Raw genomic sequence first — 16,255 nt, forward strand, 5'->3', positions numbered from 1 at the left:
CCCGGCCCGGCCCGGCCCGGCCCGGCCCGGCCCGGCCCGGCCCGGCCCGGCCCGGCCCGGCCCGGCCCGGCCCGGCCCGGCCCGGCCCGGCCCGGTCCGCCCGGGCCCGGCCGGAGCGGCGCGCCAAGCCCCCAGCCCCCGCCGCACCGGGACCCGGTGAGAGGGCGACCGGTTCGCCGAGGAACGAGTCGCTCCGGAGCTGGTCAGCCTCTTCCAGCGGCTCTCACTGCCCCCCGCCGGCCGCGGAGGTCGGCGACGGGCCCACGAACACGGCCAGATAGCGGAACTCCCCGCCCGATCCGCCTTGTTCGGAGTACCCGTCCCAGGTCAGACAGTAAGTTCCCGCCAGCGTGCACGTGTTCTTCTCGTACGTGCCGTTCGCCCACAGCCGGGTTCCGGTCAGCTCGCCCCCCGCGTGGATCCTGAACGCGTGGTCGCGCGTCGGCCGGTGGCCGGGCCCAGGGGCCGTCCACAGCGCCGGTTCGTTGGTCAGCATGAGGGCGAGGCCGTTCTGCCCGGTTTCCGTGCAGAAGCGTTCCAGTCGGGCTATGTCCCGGACGAAGTGGAGGCGGGCGAGGTCCGTCGCCGCGTGTGCCTTCAGCGAGTAGGCCTCGGCCGGGACGCCCGCCGTGCCCCGCCAACTGCGGGTGAAGTACTTGAACTCGACGCAGGTACGGACCTCCGGGCCGATGCAGAGCAGGTCCAGGTGCTCGGTCCGTCCCGATTGCCGCAGCGGGACCTCCAGCCTGGACTCCACCTCCGGCGCCAGCTCCCACAGGGCCCTCGCGAAACCGTGCTGGAGGTCGGCTTCGGAGTGGAAGACGGGTCTGCGGCGCCGCAGGTGCTCCATGACCTCGTCGAGCGGGGCTCGTCCGGCAATCGTGCGTGCGCTGTCCAGGGATCCTGTGGTCACGACGGCATTCAAGTGGGTTGCGGGCCGCTTCTCAACCCCAGGGTCCCGGGCGGTCAACGGGGGCGACGGGCGGGCCCGCGCATCCGGCCCGCTGCCGCATGCGTGATCTCCCTTGACCCCCCGGGCTGCTTCGGCCTAGCGTGATCAGGGGCCCGTAGAAAGCGCTTTCTATGTCTCCCTGTCGGCCGACGGGCCGTGCACCACCGGAAGTCACCGAGAGAGAGCGCCACGTGAAGCCACCGCACCCGCCGATCGCGCATCCGATCCCGCATCCGGTCACGACGCTGACCACGGACGAGACGGGCTTCCTGCGCAACGGCCGCCCGCACCGGATCGTCTCCGCGGCCATCCACTACTTCCGGGTGCACCCCGGCCTCTGGGCCGACCGCCTGCTGCGCCTGCGCGCGATGGGGGTGAACACCATCGAGACGTACGTGGCCTGGAACGTCCACGAGCCCCGCCCCGGTGCGTTCACCTTCGACGGGCCGAACGACGTCGCCGCCTTCATCCGGACCGCCGGCGACCTCGGCCTCGACGTCATCGTCCGGCCCGGCCCCTACATCTGCGCCGAATGGGACTTCGGCGGACTGCCCGGATGGCTGCTGGCCGACCGCACGATCCGGCTCCGCCGGCGCGACCCCGCGTACCTGGCCGCCGTGGACGCGTGGTTCGACACCCTGGCGCCCGTGCTGGTTCCCCTCCTCGGCAGCCGGGGCGGCCCGGTGGTGGCGGTGGGCGTCGAGAACGAGTACGGCAGCTTCGGCAACGACACCGGCTATCTGGAACACCTCCGCGACGGACTGGTCCGACGGGGCCTGGACTGCCTGCTGTTCACCACCGACGGTGCCGACCACGGGTTCCAGCTCGGCGGACGCATCCCCGGTGTCCTGGCCACCGGGACCTTCGGCTCGCGCCCCGAGAGTTCGCTCGCCACCCTGCGCACGTACCAGCCCCAAGGCCCGCTGGTCTGTGTGGAGTACTGGCACGGCTGGTTCGACCACTGGGGCGAGCCGCACCACACGCGCGACGCGGAGGACGCCGCCGCCACCCTGGACACCCTGCTCGCCGCGGGCGCCTCGGTGAACATCTACATGGGGCACGGCGGCACCAACTTCGGCTGGTGGAACGGCGCCAACCACGACGGCACCACCTACCAGCCCGACGTGACGAGCTACGACTACGACGCCCCCGTCGGCGAGGCCGGCGAACTCACCCGCAAGTTCCACCTCTTCCGCGAGGTCATCGGCCGTCACACCGCGCCCGTCACCCATGAACCGCCCGCTCTGCCCCCACGCGTGGTGCCCCGGCTGCTCGCCGTCGACGGACGCGTCTCGCTGGCCGACTCCCTGGACGTCCTCTCCAAGCCCGTCCACCACGTCGATCCGCTGACCATGGAGGAGGCGGGCCAGTCCCTGGGCCTGATCCACTACCGCACCCGCCTGCGCGGACCGCTCCCCGGAGCGGCGCTGCGCATCGACGGGCTGGCCGACCGCGCCCAGGTGTTCCTGGACGGCCGGGAGATCGGGCTGCTGGAACGGGACGAACCGGCGGCGGCGCTGACCGTCGCCGTGCCCGACGGGGGAGCGGAACTCGACATCCTCGTGGAGAACCAGGGGCGCATCAACTACGGCCCCCTGCTGGCCGATCGCAAGGGCATACGCGAAGGGGTCAGGCTGGACAACCAGTACCAGTTCGGCTGGGAGACCAGGCCGCTGCCCCTCGACGACCTGACGGGACTCGCCTTCGGCCACGCCGCGCCCGCGGACGGCCCGTCCTTCCACCGGGTCACCGTCGAACTGGACTCGGCGGCCGACGCGTTCATCGCCCTTCCCGGCTGGACCAAGGGCATGGTCTGGCTGAACGGCTTCGCCCTGGGCAGGTTCTGGGAGCGCGGCCCGCAGAAGACGCTGTACGCACCGGGTCCCCTGTGGCACGCAGGTGAGAACACCCTGGTGATCCTCGAACTCCACCGCTCCGGCACCACCGTGGAACTCCGCGACGCACCGGACCTCGGCACAGAGGCACCCGCGCCCATCCCCGTCTGGTAGCGGGGAGCGGGGAGCAGTAGCCGGATCCGGAGCGGGAGGAGGAGCCGGAGCGGGAGCCGGATCCGAAGTCCGAGCCGGCCCGGAAGCCGGAGCCCGGCCCCGCAGGGCCGGATGGGCCACGGCTCACCGGCCCGCGCCGTGTCGGCGCCGGAGGCGGCGGGGCCCCTGTCATCGTGGGCCACCGCATCCGCCTACCCCGGGAGGTACCTCCGTGTCCCGACGCTCGCACGGCCGCTCCGGTCGGATCCGTCCGTCGCTGCGCCTGGCCGCCGCCACCGCCGCGTGCGGCGCCCTGCTCGCCGTCACCGTGCAGCCCGCACAGGCCGGGGCGGACCGCAATCCGCCCCCCGGAGCCGCGCTCCACCAGGAGCTGCGGGAGCTGGTGGAGCGGCCCGACGGGCCCCCCGGGGTCATCGCGGTCCTGCGCGACGGCGACCGTACCGAGGTCTACCGGGCGGGCGTGGCCGACGTGGAGAGCGGCCGGCCGCCGCGGGCGACGGACCACATGCGGATCGCCAGCGTCGCCAAGGCCTTCAGCGGGGCGGTGGCCCTGGCGCTCGTCGACCGCGGCGCGCTCCGCCTCGACGACACGATCGGCGAGGTGCTGCCCGGACAGCCGGAAGCCTGGCACGAGGTGACGCTGCGCCAACTCCTCAACCACACCAGCGGATTGCCCGACTACTCCTCCTCCGAGGGCTTCGTCGACATCATCTCCGCGGACCCCCGCCACCGCTTCGACTCCCGCCGCCTGCTGGAGTTCGTCGCCGACGAGGACCTGGCCTTCCCGCCGGGCAGCCGCTACGCCTACTCCAACTCCGACAACATCGCCGTCGCCCTCATGGCCGAGGCCGTCACCGGACGCCGGTACGAGACGCTGCTGCGCGAGTTCGTCCACGAGCCGCTGGGCCTGCGGGCCACCAGCCTGCCCCAGGGCTACCGGCTGCCCACCCCCTTCCTGCACGGCTACCAGATCGATCCGCAGGAAGGGCCGGTCGACGTCAGCGAGGCCGTGGGCGCCTCGGGAGCCTGGGCATCCGGCGGGATCGTCTCGACGCCGAAGGACCTGACCGCGTTCATCCGCGGCTACGCGGGCGGCGCACTCGTCTCGGAACGCACCCGGCGCCAGCAGTTCCGGTTCATCCCCGGCGCGGAGTCCCAGCCGCCCGGCCCCGGCCGCTCCGAGGCCGGCCTGGGGATCTTCCGCTACACCACGCGCTGCGGAACGGTCTACGGCCACACCGGCAACACGGCCGGCTACACGCAGCTCGCGGCGGCCACGGCGGACGGCCGGCGCTCGCTGACCTTCTCGATCACCACGCAGACCTCCCTCACCGCCAACCCGGACCTGCTCGGACAGGTCCGGGAGGTCCAGGAGGACTTCGTCTGCGCCCTGCTGCGCACCTGAGCACGCGCACCCGCGGCCGTGCCGGCCGCGGGTGCGCACTCCACCCCCATGGGGGAAGCTGGGAAGACCCCGGTGACGCCGGAGCCGGGCAGAGCGGCAAGGGCAAGGAAGGTCTTCCGTGAACGTTTCCGCAGGTGGCCGACCCGCCCACGCATCCCGGCGCACGGTGCGGACGGCCACGCTGCTGTGCGCGCTGGCCGCGCTGACGGCAGCCGTGCTCCCGGCCTCCGCGGCCCCCTCCCCGCGCGCCGGCGCCACCGCGTCCGCCGCACCGGCCCCGGATCCGGTCGTGGTCGTCGACTGCTCCTCGCAGGCCCAGACCCGCCCCGCCGAGTACGTCCTCGCCTGCGGCGACGGGAACAACCGGCTGGTCGGGCTCCGCTGGAGCACCTGGGGGCCGGGCAGCGCCACGGCCACCGGCACCGACATGGTGAACGACTGCCGCCCGTACTGCGCGGCCGGCCGCTTCCGCCCCTACCCGGTCAAGGTGGTCCTGGGCGATCCGCAGGCCTGGCCCGACCACCCCGACCTGCGGCGCTTCACCACGATCCGCCTCCTCTACACCGACACCGCACCGGAACCCGTCCCCAAGGACGTCACCTACAAGCTGGTGTACTGACCCGGGCCCCGGGCTCCCCACGGGATACGGTCGGCCGCATGGACCTTGATCGACGAGGGTGGAGCCCGACCCTGCTGAGCGGGGCGGTGTTCGCCGTGTGCATGGCCGGCACCACGCTGCCGACCCCCCTCTACGGGCTCTACCAGGAGAAGTTCGGCTTCTCCGCGCTGATGGTGACCGTGGTGTACGCCGTGTACGCCTTCGGGGTGATCGGCGTCCTGCTGCTGGCGGGCAACGCCTCCGACACCGTGGGCCGGCGCCCGGTGCTGCTGGCGGGACTGGGCTTCGCCGCGGCGAGCGCCGTCTGCTTCCTGTGCGCCGACGGGATGCCCTGGCTGTACGCGGGCCGGCTGCTGTCCGGCCTGTCCGCCGGCCTGTTCACCGGAGCCGCCACCGCGTACGTGATGGAGCTGGCCCCGCCCGGCGGGGCGTCACGGGCCACGTTCGTCGCGACGGCCGCCAACATGGGCGGGCTGGGCTGCGGGCCGCTGCTCGCCGGAGTCCTCGCGCAGTACGCCTCCTGGCCCCTGTACCTGCCCTTCGTGGTGCACCTCGGGCTCGTGGCGGCCGCGGTACTCGTCCTGCTGATGCTCCCCGAGACGGTGCGCGAGCGGCGGCCGCTGAGCACCGTACGACCGCAGCGGCCCGCGCTTCCCCCGCAGGTGCGGGCGGTGTTCGGACCGGCCGCGACCGCCGCGTTCGTGGGCTTCGCCCTGTTCGGGGTGTTCACCTCCGTCAGCCCGGCGTTCCTCGCGGAGTCCCTGGACGTGCACAACCGGGCCGTGAGCGGGCTGGTGGTCGCGCTGGCCTTCTTCGCCTCGACCGCCGGGCAGCTGGCCGTCGGCCGCGTCGGCGTGGAGCGCTCGCTGCCGCTGGGGTGCGCCGTGCTCCTCGCCGGGCTGGCGCTGCTCGCCGGCGCACTGGTGTGGGACCTGCTGGCGCTGGTGGTGCTGAGCGCACTCGTCGGCGGACTCGGACAGGGGCTGGCCTTCCGCGGGGCCCTGTCCGCGGTGGCCGGGGCGTCACCCGCCGACCAGCGGGCCGCCGTGATCTCCACGCTGTTCCTGGTGGCGTACACGGGCATCTCGCTGCCCGTGATCGGGGTGGGACTCCTGGAGGGCCCCCTCGGGCTGGAGGGCGCGGGACTGGTGTTCATCGCCTGCATGGCGCTGCTCGTCGTGGGCGCGGCCGGCTACCTGCTCAGGCGCCCGGTGCGGGCCGCCGCGAACTGAGCGTGCGGTACCGCCCGCCCCACCCCCTCCGCCCGGCCCGCGGCGCGTGAGCCCGAGAGGACTCACGCGCCGCCGGCGGCCGTCGGGTACGCCACCTCGGCGATGGTGTTCGGGACCGGGACCGCCCAGTGGCGGTCCCGCTCGAAGGCGCGGAGCAGGTCCGCCGCGACGCTCACCGCGATCGTGGCGGGTTCCTTGCCCGTGATCTCGGTCAGTCCGATCGGGGTCGTGATCCGGTCGATCGTGCCGGCGTCATGACCGCCCTCCGTGGCCAGCCGCTGCCGGAACCGCGCCCACTTCGCGGACGAGCCGATCAGCCCGATCGAGCCGAGACCGTCGGTGCGCAGCGCGGCATCGCACAGCGCGGCGTCCTCGGCGTGGTCGTGCGTCATGATCAGTACGTGGGTGCCGGGCGGCAGCTCCCCGAGCACCGTCTCCGGCAGCAGCGGGGTGTGGTGCACGTGGACCTGCGCCACCGCGTCGGACAGCACACCGAGCCGCTCCTCGGTCACCATGTCGGGCCGGCTGTCGATCAGGTGCAGGTCCAGGTCCTGGCGGGCCAGGATGCGCGCCAGCTCCAGCCCGACGTGCCCGACGCCGAAGACGGCCACCGCCTGGACCACCGGCAGCGGTTCGAGCAGCACGGTGACGGCTCCGCCGCAGCACTGCACGCCGTGCCGGCCGGTCACCTTGTCGTTCAGGGCGAACTCCATCAGCTCCGGCTCCGGATCGGCCGCGCCGCTCAGCTCGCGCGCCCGGTCGATGGCGACGGCCTCGATGTTGCCCCCGCCGATCGACCCCCAGGTCCCGGTCCGCCCCACGACGAGCTTGGCACCGGCCCGGCGGGGCGCGTGGCCGCGCACGGTCGCGACGGTCACGAGCACGCCGGGTTCCCGGCGTGCCCGCAACCGCGCGACCGCGGCGACCCAGCTCATGTCAGACATTGCTCAAAGCGCTTGCATCGGCCTCGGCTCCGGCACCGGCCTCGGCACCGGCCTCGGCACCGGCCTCGGCACCGGCCCCGGCACCGGCCTCGGCTCCGGCACCTGCTTCGGCTCCCGCGAGGGCGCCGCCGCCCTCGGAGGCCCGCCCGCCCCGGCGGGCTCCTTCGATCGCCCAGTACACCGCCTCCGGCGTGGCCGGCGAGGCGAGCTCCACGCTGATTCCGGCGGGCCCGAACTCCGCGGCCGCCTGCCGCAGGGCCTCGCGGACCGAGAAGGCCAGCATCAGCGGGGGCTCACCGACCGCCTTGGACCCGTAGACCGCGCCCTCCTCGGTGGCGTTCTCCATCAGCCTGACGTTGAACTCCTCGGGCATCTCCGAGAAGCTCGGCAGCTTGTACGTGCTCGCGGCCTGCGTCAGCAGCCTGCCGCGGTGCGGTCCGTCACCCGAGTCCCAGCGCATGTCCTCCAGTGTCAGCCAGCCCGCGCCCTGGACGAAACCGCCCTCGACCTGACCGATGTCGATCATCGGCGAGAGGCTGTCGCCGACGTCGTGGACGATGTCCACGCGCCGGATCCGGTACGCGCCGGTGAAGCCGTCCACTTCCACCTCGGTCGCGGCGGCCCCGTAGGAGAAGTACTTGAACGGCGAGCCGTGGAACGCCTTGGCGTCCCAGTGCAGGCCCTCGGTCCGGTAGAAACCGGCCGCCGAGAGCTGGACCCGCTGGAAGTACGCGGTGCGGACCAGGTCGTCCCAGGCCAGCTCCTTGTCGACGCCCAGGGCGCGTGCGACGCCCTCGACGATGCGCACGTCCGAGGCGTTCGTACCCAGCTGCGTGCCGGCCACCTGGAGCAGCCGCTCGCGGATCTGCTCGCAGGCGTTCTTCACCGCGGCGCCGTTGAGGTCCGCCCCCGCACTGGCGGCGGTGGCCGAGGTGTTGGGCACCTTGTCGGTGCGCGTCGGGGCGAGGCGCACCTTGTGCAGCGGGATGCCGAGCGTGGTCGCGGCCACCTGCAGCATCTTGGTGTGCAGGCCCTGGCCCATCTCGGTGCCGCCGTGGTTGATCAGGACGGAGCCGTCCTTGTAGACCAGGACCAGCGCACCGGCCTGGTTGAAGGCGGTGAGGTTGAAGGAGATGCCGAACTTGATCCCGGTCATCGCCAGCGCCCGCTTGGTGTGCGGGTGCGCGGCGTTGAAGGCCGCGATCTCGCGCGCCCGCTCGGTCAGGGCGGCGTCCTCGCGGACCTGCTGCCAGATGGCGGAGATCCGCTCGGGGTGGGGGACGGGCTGCCCGTACGGGGTGGACTGGCCCTGCCGGTAGAAGTTGCGCTCGCGCAGCTCCAGCGGGTCGAGGCCGAGCAGCGGCGCGCACCGGCCCATGATGTCCTCGATCACGAGCATGCCCTGGGGTCCGCCGAAGCCGCGGAAGGCGGTGTTGGAGACCTTGTTGGTCCGGGCGATGCGCCCGGCGATGCGCGCGTTGGGGATCCAGTACGTGTTGTCGATGTGGCACAGCGCGCGGGCCACCACGGGCTCGGACAGGTCCAGGCTCCAGCCGCCGTCGGCGGTCAGGGTGGCGTCCAGGGCCTGGATGCGGCCCTCGGCGTCGAAGCCGATCCGCCACGTGGCGTGGAACCCGTGGCGCTTGCCGGACATGGTCAGGTCCTGGGTCCGGTTGAGCCGTACCCGGACCGGGCGGCCGGTGAGCTTGGCGCCGAGCGCGGCGACGGCCGCGAACCCGTGCGGCTGCATCTCCTTGCCGCCGAAGCCGCCGCCCATCCGCAGGCACTGCACGGTCACCTCGTGGCTGTGCAGGCCGAGGACGTGCGCGACGATCTCCTGGGTCTCCGAGGGGTGCTGGGTGCTGCTCTGGACGAACATCTGCCCGTTCTCGTCCAGGAGGGCGAGGGCCGCGTGCGTTTCGAGGTAGAAGTGCTCCTGGTCGGAGAACTGGAACTCCCCGGTGAACACGTGCGCGGAGTCCTCGAAACCGGCGTCGACGTCACCGGTCACCATCAGGGGCCGGGCACCGTGGAAGCTCTCGGACTCGATCGCCTCCCGCAGGGTGATCACGGAGGGCAGCTCGTCGAGCTCCACCTCGACGGCCGCCGCACCGAGCCGGGCCGCCTCGACGGTCTCGCCCAGGACCCAGGCGACCGCGTGGCCGTGGAACATGACGGTGTCGGGGAACAGCGGTTCGTCGTGCTTCATGCCGGCGTCGTTGACGCCGGGCACGTCCGCGCCGGTCAGTACCCGGACCACGCCGGGCACGGCGAGCGCCGGCTCGGTGCGCAGCGCCGTGATCCTGCCGTGGGCCTTCATGACCTGGACCGGGTAGGCGTGCAGGACGTCCTTCGTACGGTGGACCAGGTCGTCGGTGTAGAGCGCCGCTCCGGTGACGTGCAGGTTCGCACTCTCGTGGGGCAGCGACAGCCCGACGACGGGCTTCTCGGGACGCTCGGACAAATGGCTCATGACGACACCGCCTCGGTGGTTCGCGCGTACAGCTTGTTCAGGCTCTGGCCGAGCATCGCGGAGCGGTAGAGGGCGCTGGCGCGGTGGTCGTCCATCGGGGTGCCCTCGGACCGCAGGACGCGGGCCGCGGCCTCGACGGTTTCCGCCGTCCACGCCCTGCCCTCCAGGGCTGCCTCGGTGCTGAGGGCGCGGATCGGGGTGGCGGCCACGCCGCCCAGGCCGATGCGCGCCTTGCGGACGATTCCGTCCTCGATGTCGAGGGCGAAGGCGACCGCCACGCTGGAGATGTCGTCGAAGCGACGCTTGGCGATCTTGTGGAAGGCCGTGACGGGCGACAGCGGCAGCGGGATGCGTACCGCGCGGATCAGCTCGCCGGGCCGGCGCACGCTCTGCCGGTATCCGGTGAAGTAGTCGGCGAGGGGGACCTCGCGCTCACCGTCGGCGCCCGCCAGCAGCAGCGTGGCCTCCAGCGCGAGCAGCACCGGCGGGCTGTCACCGATGGGGGAGCCGGTACCGAGGTTGCCGCCGAGGGTCGCACTGTTGCGGATGAGCCGGGACGCGAACTGCGGGAACAGGTCGGCCAGGAGCGGGACGCTGCCGTCGAGGCGGCGTTCGATCTCGGTGAGCGTCTGCGCCGCACCGATCTCGATGTGATCGGATTCGACGCGCAGTTCCCGCAGTTCGGGCAGCCGGTCGACGGCGACCACGCAATCCGCGCGGCGGGAGCGGATGTTCACTTCCACGCCCCAGTCGGTGCTGCCGGCGACCACGACGGCCCCGGGCCGCTCGCGCAGCAGCCGCACGGTCTCCGCGAGGGTGCCGGGCCGCAGGAACGCGCTGTCGCCGCGGGTGTAGTCGGTGGCGGCGGCCGCGGGCGGGGACTGCTCGCGCCGCTGCGCCAGGACGTCGTCCTCGGCGGGGGAGCCGACGGCGAAGGCGGCGTCGCGGATGGGACGGTAGCCGGTGCAGCGGCACAGGTTCCCGCTCAGTGCGTGCAGATCGAAACCGTTCGGACCGTGCTCGGCGTCGGCGTCGGAGACGGAGTCGGCGTCGTGAGCCGGGTCCGCGTGCGCGCAGCGGTCGGGCCGGTAGTACTCGGAGGCCATGCTGCAGATGAACCCCGGTGTGCAGTAACCGCATTGGGAGCCACCGCGGACGGCCATCTCCTCCTGTACGGGATGCAGCGCCGTGGCCGCGCCGGATTCGTCGACGGTGGCGAGCCCCTCGGAGGTGACGACCTCCTGGCCGTCGAGCGCCAGGGCCGGAACCAGGCAGGCGTTGACCGCCACCCAGTCGGTGGGCTTGTTCACCCCGGGCCGGGCCACGAGCACCGAACAGGCGCCGCACTCACCCTCGGCGCACCCCTCCTTGGTACCGGTGAGGCCGCGGTCGCGCAGGAAGTCCAGCACCGTGGTGTGGGCTGCGGCCGGAGCGATCGGTGTGTCTTTCCCGTTGACCGTGATGCGCGCCGCTACCACGGAAGGTCCCCGTTTCGGGGCGCGGTCGATCGGACTGTCCTAGTCGCCATGGCAGGAGCTTTCTCGTTCAGTGGCCGCAGCTCGATGTCCCGCGAGCGCGGCGAACCGGCACGCAAGGAGGTGCCGTAAAGGGTGACAGAGTGACGCGAAAAGTACCGGGGCCGCGATCGGGCACGCCGGAAGAAGGGGCCGTTCAGCAGCCGTGTGCTACACGACCCGGAGCCCAAGCGGTCTGGTGAGCGAGGCGAAGGGGTACGGAGAGGGTCGACATCCGGACTTCGCCTCCTTCCAGGGGCTCTCGAGTGGGTGCGGTCGAAGTTACGTGCCGAAGGTTGATCGGTCAAGCACCATTTAGGACGATTCCATGAAGGCGGCCGCTCGCGCGCGGAGATCTTTCGTACGCGCAACCAGTGGCATGGTCGCGCACAGGGCGGCGGCAGACGGCCGCGGACGAGCAGACGGAGGCGACAAGTGGCTTTGGACACAGGGGCGTTCGAGGAGATCACCACCGAGGGGGAACTGGGCGAGCTCCTCGGCGAGCCGAACGCGGTGGCCCTGGGCAAGGAACGGCGGACCCTCCACGAGCACCACGTGCAGTGGCTCGCGCACTCCCCGCTCTGCCTGATCTCCACCTCCGCCGCCGACGGCACCTGCGACGTCTCGCCCAAGGGCGACCCGGCCGGCTTCGCGAAGGTCCTGGACGACACCACGCTCGTGATCCCGGACCGCCCCGGAAACCGCCGGGCGGACGGCTTCCGCAACATCCTCACCAACCCCCACGTCGGCCTGCTCTTCCTGATCCCGGGCCGCGGGGACTCCCTGCGCATCAACGGCCGGGCCCGGCTGCTGCGGGACGCGCCCTTCTTCGACGACCTGACCGTCAAGGGGCACCGGCCGGCCCTCGCCCTCCTCGTCGAGGTCGAGCAGGTCTACTTCCACTGCTCCAGGTCCTTCGTGCGCTCCGCCCTGTGGAAGCCGGAGACCTGGAACCCGGAAGCCGCCCCTTCCCGGGCGAGGATCTCCAAGAGCCTGGAGCGCACACACGAGTCCCTGGAGGCGCTGGAGCGCTACTACGGCCCCTCGTACGACGAGAAGGACATGTACGTCTGACCAGCAGGGGGCTCGTGGGCTCCTGTGCGCACCGATGGCCGGATCCCCACGCAGGTGTCCGGCGGATGCTTCCGCGTCGGCTGGAAATCGTTGATCCGTCGATCAAACCCCGCGAGGTGCAGGATCACCGGAACGAAGCAACGGCAACGTTTTTTCACGGTCAGTCGGGGATCTCCGCCGTTACGGTTCCCCGGGATCTGGACGGACGCCCAGACGTTCGCCTTCCTTTCCCCGCTGATGAAGGAGAGCTCGACCGATGACTGTTGACACCAGCCCGGAAGCACAGCTGGATCCGCCCAAGCAGTCCAGCCTGGGCACGTCGGCCGCCCGCAACCTTGCCACCACGACCAAGTCCGCCCCGCAGATGCAGGAGATCACCTCCCGCTGGCTGCTGAGGATGCTGCCCTGGGTGGAGACCAAGGGCGGTGCCTACCGGGTGAACCGCCGGCTGAGCTACACCGTCGGCGACGGGAGCATCGAGTTCGTCCAGGACGGTGCCCGCGTCCAGGTGATCCCGCGCGAGCTCGGCGAACTCGCCCTGCTGCGCGGCTTCGACGACGAGGAAGTCCTGGCGGCGATCGCCGGCCGCTGCGTCCAGCGCGATTTCCGTGCCGGGGAGGTGCTGGTCGAGCGGGGTGCTCCCGCCGAGCAGATCCACCTGATCGCCCACGGCCGGATCAGCCAGACCTCCGCAGGCAAGTACGGCGACGAGATCTCCGTGGCGGTGCTCGCCGATGGCGACCGGTTCGGCGAGAACGCCCTGCTCGACGCGGACGCCCGATGGGACTACACGGCCACCGCCGAGACCCCCGGCACCCTGCTCACGCTCTCCCGCGCCGACTTCGCCGGCATCGCGTCGGGAGCGCCGCACCTCCAGGAGCACATCCAGCGGTTCAGCTCGCTGCCCCTGCAGCGGCAGAACAAGCACGGCGAGGCCGAGATTGCGATGTCGGCCGGCCACACCGGCGAGGCCGAACTGCCCGGCACCTTCGTCGACTACGAATCGAAGCCGCGCGAGTACGAACTCTCCATCGCCCAGACCGTCCTGCGGGTCCACACGAGGGTCGCCGACCTCTACAACGGGCCGATGAACCAGACCGAGGAGCAACTCCGGCTCACCATCGAGGCCTTGCGCGAGCGCCAAGAGCACGAGCTGGTGAACAACCGGGAGTTCGGCCTGCTCCACAACGCGGCCTTCAAGCAGCGGATCCAGACCCACTCCGGCCCGCCCACCCCGGACGACATGGACGAGCTGCTCTGCCGCCGCCGCGGCACCAAGCTCTTCCTCGCCCACCCCCGCACGATCGCGGCGATCGGCCGCGAGATGAACGCCCGCGGCCTCTACCCGGACCACGTGGACGTGGGCGGACAGCAGGTCCCGGCCTGGCGCGGGGTCCCGATCCTGCCCTGCAACAAGATCCCCATCACCAAGGAGAACACCAGCTCCATCCTCGCCATGCGCACCGGTGAGGACAACCAGGGCGTCATCGGGCTGCGCCAGACCGGCCTGCCGGAGGAGTACGAGCCGGGCCTGTCGGTCCGCTTCATGGGCATCGACGAGAAGTCGATCATCTCCTACCTGGTCACCACCTACTACTCCGCCGCGATCCTGGTGCCCGACGCCCTCGGCGTCCTGGAGAACGTCCAGATCGCCCGCCGGAGCGACTGACCGGCCGGCGGACACACACGACGACAGCCCGGACCCTCCCGGGCCGGCCGAGCGCGCCCGGGATCCGGGACGGAACACCCCTCTCACCAAGGAGTCACGGATGCCCGAGCCCGGGCCTTCCCCTCTGCAGTCGAGCCTGCCCGGCGCCGCTGCCCAGTTCGGGGCCCACGTCCTCGGCAGTGTCAAGGTCCCCGCGTCCGGAGGCCTGCCCGCCCCGCCCGTCCCGGCGGACCCGCCCGCCCCGCCCGCCCCGAGCCCCGCCCTGCGACGGCTCCTGAGCGGACCGAGCGGCCTGGGTACGGAGGGACTGCACCCGGCCCGCCGGGAAACGCCCCCCGCACCCGAACCCGCGGCGGCCCCGCACCCCGCGGCGGGCCCCCACCCCGCGGCCGCCCCGCACCCCGCGGCTCCCGCGGCCGGAAACCCGGTCCCGGGCCTCTACCACCACCCCGTGGCGGAGCCCGACCCGGTGCGCGTGGAGGAGGTCAGCCGCCGGATCAAGGCCTGGGCGGTGGAGGAGGTCGACCTGTTCCCCGACGCCTGGGAGAACCAGTTCGACGGCTTCCACGTCGGGCGGTACATGGTGGCCTGCCACCCCGACGCCCCCACCATCGAGCACCTGATGGTCGCCACCCGGCTGATGGTCGCCGAGAACGCGGTCGACGACTGCTACTGCGAGGACCACGGCGGCTCGCCCGTCGGACTCGGCGGACGGCTCCTGCTGGCCCACACCGCGATCGACCCCCTCCACACGACGAAGGAGTACGAGCCCGCCTGGGCGGCGTCGCTCGAGTCGGACGCGCCCCGGCGCGCCTACCGCTCGGCCATGGAGTACTTCCTCCGCCAGGCGAGCCCCTCGCAGGCGGACCGCTACCGGCACGACATGGCCCGGCTGCACCTGGGGTACCTCGCGGAGGCGGCCTGGAGCCAGACGGAGTACGTCCCCGAGGTGTGGGAGTACCTGGCCATGCGGCAGTTCAACAACTTCCGCCCCTGCCCCACCATCACCGACACCGTCGGCGGGTACGAACTCCCCGCCGATCTGCACGCCCAGGCGGCCATGCAGCGGGTCATCGCACTCGCCGGGAACGCCACCACCATCGTCAACGACCTGTACTCCTACACCAAGGAACTCGCCGCCCCGGGGCGGCACATGAACCTTCCCGTGGTCATCGCCGAACGGGAGGGGACCTCCGACAAGGAGGGCTATCTGAAGGCGGTCGAGGTCCACAACGACCTCATGCACGCCTTCGAAGCGGAGGCCGCCGCCCTGGCCGCGGCCTGCCCCGTCCCGAGCGTGCTGCGCTTCCTGCGGGGAGTCGCCGTATGGGTCGACGGCAACCACTACTGGCACCAGACCAATACCTATCGCTACAGCCTGCCCGACTTCTGGTAAGGACGGACCTATTCGTGACCAGCATTGACGTGACCACCGGCTCCAGCTCCCACGGCGCCACCCCGGCCTCCGTGGTCATTCCCGGGCCGGCGACCCCGTACCAGGGGGACATCGCCCGCTACTGGAACAACGAGGCCAGGCCCGTGAACCTGCGCCTCGGCGACGTCGACGGCCTGTACCACCACCACTACGGCATCGGCGACGTCGACCACGCCGCCCTCGGTGACACCGACGACAGCGCGTACGAGAAGAAGCTGGTCGCCGAGCTGCACCGGCTGGAGTCGGCGCAGGCCGAACTCCTCCTGGACCACCTCGGCCCCGTCGGCCGCGAGGACACGCTCGTGGACGCCGGCTGCGGCCGCGGCGGCTCCATGGTGATGGCCCACCAGCGCTTCGGGGCCAAGGTGGAGGGCGTCACCCTGTCCGCGAAGCAGGCCGACTTCGCCAACCAGCGCGCCCGCGAGCTCGGCATCGACGACCACGTCCGGGCCCGCGTCTGCAACATGCTTGGCACGCCCTTCGAGACCGGTCAGGCCACGGCGTCCTGGAACAACGAGTCGAGCATGTACGTCGACCTGGACGACCTCTTCGCCGAGCACTCCCGCGTCCTGAAGGTCGGCGGCCGGTACGTCACCATCACCGGCTGCTGGAACCCGCGCTACGGCCAGCCCTCCAAGTGGGTCTCGCAGATCAACGCCCACTTCGAGTGCAACATCCACTCCCGCCGCGAGTACCTCCGGTCCATGGCGGACAACCGCCTCGTGCCGCAGGCCGTCATCGACCTGACCCCCGCGACCCTGCCCTACTGGGAACTGCGGGCCACGTCCTCGCTGGTCACCGGCATCGAGGAGGCGTTCATCGAGTCCTACAAGGACGGCTCCTTCCAGTACGTCCTGATCGCGGCCGACCGCGTCTGACGACACGGCCCGGGTCCGGGCCCGCCCCCCGGCGGGCCCGGACCCGGGCGC

General features: G+C 72.1%; 12 protein-coding genes. 8 read left to right on the forward strand and 4 right to left on the reverse strand.

Translation table 11 applies throughout. The features are described from left to right. Window positions 1-223 precede the first annotated feature (223 nt). Window positions 224-913 carry a hypothetical protein gene (locus ACWCP2_RS19690; protein WP_450909863.1) on the reverse strand — a complete coding sequence of 230 codons (690 nt, stop codon included), beginning with the start codon at window positions 911-913 and terminating at the stop codon, window positions 224-226. Between the two features lie 230 nt (window positions 914-1,143). Between ACWCP2_RS19690 and ACWCP2_RS19695 the strand changes: the two genes are divergently transcribed. The 4 genes from ACWCP2_RS19695 to ACWCP2_RS19710 all read left to right on the forward strand — a co-directional run bounded on the left by ACWCP2_RS19695 (window position 1,144) and on the right by ACWCP2_RS19710 (window position 6,217). Next, the gene (locus ACWCP2_RS19695; protein ID WP_450909864.1) at window positions 1,144-2,961 is read left to right on the forward strand and encodes a glycoside hydrolase family 35 protein; all 1,818 of its coding nucleotides are present in this window, start codon (window positions 1,144-1,146) and stop codon (window positions 2,959-2,961) included. Window positions 2,962-3,172: 211 nt separating this feature from the next. Then, window positions 3,173-4,366: a serine hydrolase domain-containing protein gene (locus tag ACWCP2_RS19700; RefSeq protein ID WP_450909865.1), complete on the forward strand. Its 1,194-nt coding sequence runs from the start codon at window positions 3,173-3,175 to the stop codon at window positions 4,364-4,366. Between the two features lie 118 nt (window positions 4,367-4,484). Then, the gene (locus ACWCP2_RS19705; RefSeq protein ID WP_450909866.1) at window positions 4,485-4,985 is read left to right on the forward strand and encodes a hypothetical protein; all 501 of its coding nucleotides are present in this window, start codon (window positions 4,485-4,487) and stop codon (window positions 4,983-4,985) included. Window positions 4,986-5,023: 38 nt separating this feature from the next. Continuing rightward, window positions 5,024-6,217, forward strand: coding sequence for an MFS transporter (locus ACWCP2_RS19710; protein WP_450909867.1), 1,194 nt, complete (start codon window positions 5,024-5,026; stop codon window positions 6,215-6,217). Between the two features lie 62 nt (window positions 6,218-6,279). On the opposite strand, the gene xdhC is transcribed toward ACWCP2_RS19710, so the two are convergent. Genes xdhC through ACWCP2_RS19725 form a run of 3 tightly spaced genes read right to left on the reverse strand, consistent with a single transcriptional unit; the run spans window position 6,280 to window position 11,112 of the window. Continuing rightward, window positions 6,280-7,152, reverse strand: a complete 873-nt coding sequence (gene xdhC / locus ACWCP2_RS19715; protein WP_450909868.1) for a xanthine dehydrogenase accessory protein XdhC — start codon at window positions 7,150-7,152, stop codon at window positions 6,280-6,282. 1 nt (window position 7,153) lies between these two features. Then, window positions 7,154-9,634, reverse strand: coding sequence for a xanthine dehydrogenase molybdopterin binding subunit (xdhB, locus tag ACWCP2_RS19720; RefSeq protein ID WP_450909869.1), 2,481 nt, complete (start codon window positions 9,632-9,634; stop codon window positions 7,154-7,156). Next, the gene (locus ACWCP2_RS19725) at window positions 9,631-11,112 is read right to left on the reverse strand and encodes a xanthine dehydrogenase small subunit (protein ID WP_450909870.1); all 1,482 of its coding nucleotides are present in this window, start codon (window positions 11,110-11,112) and stop codon (window positions 9,631-9,633) included. The genes xdhB and ACWCP2_RS19725 overlap by 4 nt, the downstream gene beginning before the upstream one ends. Before the next feature lie 477 nt (window positions 11,113-11,589). On the opposite strand from ACWCP2_RS19725, the gene ACWCP2_RS19730 reads away from it, so the two are divergent. From ACWCP2_RS19730 to ACWCP2_RS19745, 4 genes are all read left to right on the forward strand, one after another. After that, window positions 11,590-12,222 (forward strand): pyridoxamine 5'-phosphate oxidase family protein, encoded by a 633-nt coding sequence (locus tag ACWCP2_RS19730; RefSeq protein ID WP_450909970.1) that lies wholly within the window; start codon window positions 11,590-11,592, stop codon window positions 12,220-12,222. Window positions 12,223-12,478: 256 nt separating this feature from the next. Further along, window positions 12,479-13,891 carry a family 2B encapsulin nanocompartment shell protein gene (locus tag ACWCP2_RS19735; RefSeq protein ID WP_450909871.1) on the forward strand — a complete coding sequence of 471 codons (1,413 nt, stop codon included), beginning with the start codon at window positions 12,479-12,481 and terminating at the stop codon, window positions 13,889-13,891. 100 nt (window positions 13,892-13,991) lie between these two features. Then, entirely contained in the window at window positions 13,992-15,287 is a 1,296-nt protein-coding gene (locus ACWCP2_RS19740) for a family 2 encapsulin nanocompartment cargo protein terpene cyclase (protein ID WP_450909872.1), read from the forward strand. A gap of 14 nt (window positions 15,288-15,301) precedes the next feature. Beyond that, window positions 15,302-16,204 (forward strand): geranyl diphosphate 2-C-methyltransferase, encoded by a 903-nt coding sequence (locus ACWCP2_RS19745; protein WP_450909873.1) that lies wholly within the window; start codon window positions 15,302-15,304, stop codon window positions 16,202-16,204. The last annotated feature ends 51 nt before the right edge of the window (window positions 16,205-16,255 follow it).

The organism is Streptomyces sp. NPDC002104 (assembly GCF_053593795.1).

Bases quoted from the DNA above. Each gene is read 5' to 3' on its own strand.
- ACWCP2_RS19740 (WP_450909872.1), top strand. From the start codon at position 13,992: ATGCCCGAGCCCGGGCCTTCCCCTCTGCAGTCGAGCCTGCCCGGCGCC.
- xdhB (WP_450909869.1), bottom strand. From the start codon at position 9,634: ATGAGCCATTTGTCCGAGCGTCCCGAGAAGCCCGTCGTCGGGCTGTCG.
- xdhC (WP_450909868.1), bottom strand. From the start codon at position 7,152: ATGAGCTGGGTCGCCGCGGTCGCGCGGTTGCGGGCACGCCGGGAACCC.
- ACWCP2_RS19735 (WP_450909871.1), top strand. From the start codon at position 12,479: ATGACTGTTGACACCAGCCCGGAAGCACAGCTGGATCCGCCCAAGCAG.
- ACWCP2_RS19710 (WP_450909867.1), top strand. From the start codon at position 5,024: ATGGACCTTGATCGACGAGGGTGGAGCCCGACCCTGCTGAGCGGGGCG.